2 protein-coding genes and 1 pseudogene are annotated in these 3,456 nt (G+C 42.9%); 1 reads left to right on the top strand and 2 read right to left on the bottom strand.

Annotated features, from left to right (window positions below; all coding sequences use genetic code 11):
• Positions 1-111: 111 nt before the first annotated feature.
• Positions 112-820, bottom strand: a pseudogene (locus NTX75_10935) (isocitrate/isopropylmalate family dehydrogenase).
• Positions 821-959: 139 nt separating this feature from the next.
• Positions 960-2,477 carry a sigma-70 family RNA polymerase sigma factor gene (locus NTX75_10940; protein ID MCX5816735.1) on the bottom strand — a complete coding sequence of 506 codons (1,518 nt, stop codon included), beginning with the start codon at positions 2,475-2,477 and terminating at the stop codon, positions 960-962.
• Positions 2,478-2,944: 467 nt separating this feature from the next.
• Between NTX75_10940 and NTX75_10945 the strand changes: the two genes are divergently transcribed.
• The coding region (locus NTX75_10945; GenBank protein ID MCX5816736.1) for a ParB/RepB/Spo0J family partition protein at positions 2,945-3,456 on the top strand (512 nt) is incomplete at its 3' end.

Here is a 3,456-nt window from a genome sequence, read left to right on the forward strand (position 1 = left end):
ACTTTATCCTGAATATTTTAAAGAGAAATAAAACGATCATCTTAATCGTATATTGGAATAAAAGATATGGCCAGCGATTTCAACATAGGCTGACACATTCTTGAAAGGTCGTTATAATTTTCCGGCCATCTCTGCAATAGCCCTTCCCACATCTTCAGTAGTTGCCTGCCCTCCGAGGTCAGGGGTTTTTATGCCTTTGTCAGCAAGAACGATCTCAATTGCTCTTTCGATAATCCTTGCTGCTTCGGGGTACCCTAAATGTTCCAGCATCATGGCGCCCGACCATATCTGACCAACAGGGTTTGCTATACCCCTACCGGATATAGCCGAAGAGGTTGCTTCCTGCGAATCGTTCAGGATGAGATACCATTATCGCCACGAGACCGTCAACATGGTACTGGTCGGCTTTTATATCGGGGTATTTTGGGATATCTCCCGGAATATTTCATCCCAATAGGGCATGGTATAGACGATGCCGTTCGACTTTGTTGCCGACGTGACGTGCCTTTTTGGCCGTTTATTTGCCAGTTCACAAGCAAAGCGTATGATTCTCCCTACACCTTTCCTGGTAAAGACAGATGTCTCATGACCATTTCCTGTTCGGTCCCGGCATACATCTTCCCGCCTATGTTGGAGTATTCTCCCTCATTGTTTTCTCTCACAACACAGAAATCGATATCTTCCGGTTTTCTATCCCTCAAAGGGCTTGCGATCCCCCTCAAAAGCCTTACCGGTCTCAGTGTTGACGTATTGATGGAATGCCCTCTGGTACTATCTTTTTACCGATGCCATCTCCCGGAATCACCGCTATCCTGTGCATATACTCTCCTTCACGCTTTTGTAGTTTTGCCGGAATCAACCATGTTTCTCTGGTTTCAACGTATTTATGATGACAAGGCGGAAAAAACAGTGTTCCGCCATAAACGATATTTTTTAGGGAGAGGGGGTAGCAGAAAAATCTACTCCAGGAAGCTTTCTAACCGTTTCCGTCTTGATGGGTGTTTGAGTTTTCTCAGCGCTTTGGCTTCAATCTGGCGGATTCTCTCCCTGGTGAGACCGAAGACTTCACCTACTTCTTCAAGGGTATAATCGGTCTTCTCACCTATCCCGAGCCTCATCCTGATAACCTTTTCTTCTCTTGGAGTGAGGGTAGAGAGCACCTTGTCTATTTCTTCTTTCAGTGAAATACCCACCAGTTCCATAAAAGGAGAGGGGGATTTAGGGTCTGCAATGAAGTCGCCGAGCTTGGACTCATCGTCGCCAATAGGGGTTTCTATTGAGATAGGTTCATTGGAGACCTTCATAATCTTTCTGACCTTTTCCAGCGGAAGTCCTGCTTTCAACGAAATTTCGTCAAGGTTCGGTTCTCTCCCCAGTTCCTGAAAAAGGGATATAGTCACTTTGGTAATTTTGTTCATTGTTTCAAGCACGTGAACCGGGACCCTGATCGTCCGTGCGTAGTCAGCTATTGCCCTTGTTATGGCCTGCCGTATCCACCAGGTCGAATACGTGGAGAACTTGTAGCCTTTTTGATAATCATATTTCTCTGCAGCCTTCATGAGGCCCATGTTGCCTTCCTGGATAAGGTCAAGGAATGAAAGCCCTCTGTTAAGATATTTCTTTGCTATATTAATAACAAGCCTCAGATTTGCCTGAATGAGCCTGTTTTTGACTACTTTCAGTCCATTCTCAATTTCGCTAAGCTCCATCAATCTCTGCCTGACAATCCTTGCCTCGCTCTCGTCCATGAACTTCGTCTGTCGTGCGATCTTCCGGACTATCTCCTCGAGAATTTTCTTGTTGAGCTTGAGATTAAGCAGTGCCTCTTCGATTTTATTTTCAATCGTATTCAGCTTTTTTTCAAGCTGCCCGTTGTTTCGTTCATCCGCTGCTGCCAGTTTGCTTTTTATTCCCCCTTTTTTCTCGTAAAGACTCTTTATAGTGTTGATGAAGGATAAGGTTTTCTTTTTGTATTTCTCCTCATCTTTTTTTGTATAGTTCATTTCATCAATATTCTTAATCACATCCACTATATTAATGGTTTCTTTCTTTAATTGTATGCCTATCTCCAGAAGTTCATGGACTGCCTGAGACAGGTCAAACAGAAGGTTCCTCATTTCCCTTTCACCTTCTTCTATTCTTTTGGCTATGAGGTATTCTTCATCCGATGTGAGGAGCGATACACGGCCAATATCCTTTAAATAGGCCCAGATGATGTTATCTGTTCTCTCTGAAGGAAATCTTTCGGCTTCTCCCCAATCCTGGCTTTCCTCTTCGGTTGCCTCGGTCTTCTCTTTTATTGTTTCTACTATGTCAATATTTGATTCTGAAAGAAAGTCGAATATATCCTCAATATCTTCAGGAGAAAAAATGTTATGAGGGAGAAAATCGTTGATCTCGTCGGGCGTGAGATAGCCCTTTTCCATACCCATATCTATCAGGTGCTTGATTTCAGTGAAATTCTTTATAGTCATCATTAAACCCCAAATGAAAAGAATGCCCTTTTACGGTAAAAAGGGCATTCATGTTTTATGTGGCTAATTTGTTAATGCATATTATATAACACCTTTATAACACCTAATTTGCCATTCGTCAAGGTGGTAGCACCAAAATTTCACATTCACGGTCCAGATCCTGGTACGCCTCGTTAAAAGAAGATTTTTCATTAAATAGTTGCTATTCTTTACAATAAAGGATGTAACTACTAAGGTAGGAAGGCATAAAGAAAGTGAATAGTGAATAGTCGTTAGTGAACAGTGAACAGTGAATAGTGAATAGTGAATAGTAAAACAGGAAGATAAAAATGGAAGATAAGATAAAGAATTTCGAGAATTTGAAGATATGGCAAAAGAGTCCTGTCCCCGAACGGGGGAATGACAATGAGCTTAATAAAATGTCTTTAACTATTCACTAACGACTATTCACTAAACAAGGAGGATAAGCAATGACTGAGCAGGAAAAGGATGCAAGCCCGGAGTTTATGTACCTGCCTCTGGAGAGCATTATCGTGGAAGAACAGATTCGCTCAGGGATCGATACGGAGAGTGAGTCCTTTAAGGCCCTTATGGAGTCCATTAAAGACCGGGGTGTCTTAGAGCCTATTCTTGTAACACCGAAAGACGGCAAATACCTGCTCCTCTGCGGAGAACGCCGTTATCTTGCTGCCCTGAAGCTTGGGCTCCCATACCTCCCGGTGCGTATCCTTGATACGATCACACAGAAGGATGAGATTCTGGCTTACCAGTTGACGGAAAACTTACAACGGGAAGACCTGAATCCCATGGATCAGGCGAAAGGGATATTGGCATATATTCAGGCGAAACACCCAGATAAAAACTATGATGTTGACGGGGCAATGAATGAGCTGATGAAGGTCATTCGTGAACCAGAATACGCTTCCCAGGAATTCATAGCAACAGTTGCTATGACTCTCGAAATCTCCGGAAAGTCAATAAA

Source organism: Pseudomonadota bacterium, assembly GCA_026388315.1.
In the GTDB taxonomy this organism is placed as follows: Bacteria; Desulfobacterota; Syntrophorhabdia; order Syntrophorhabdales; family Syntrophorhabdaceae; genus MWEV01.

Excerpts from the sequence above, each read along its gene's own strand:
- NTX75_10940 (MCX5816735.1), bottom strand. The coding sequence starts at position 2,477 with ATGATGACTATAAAGAATTTCACTGAAATCAAGCACCTGATAGATATG.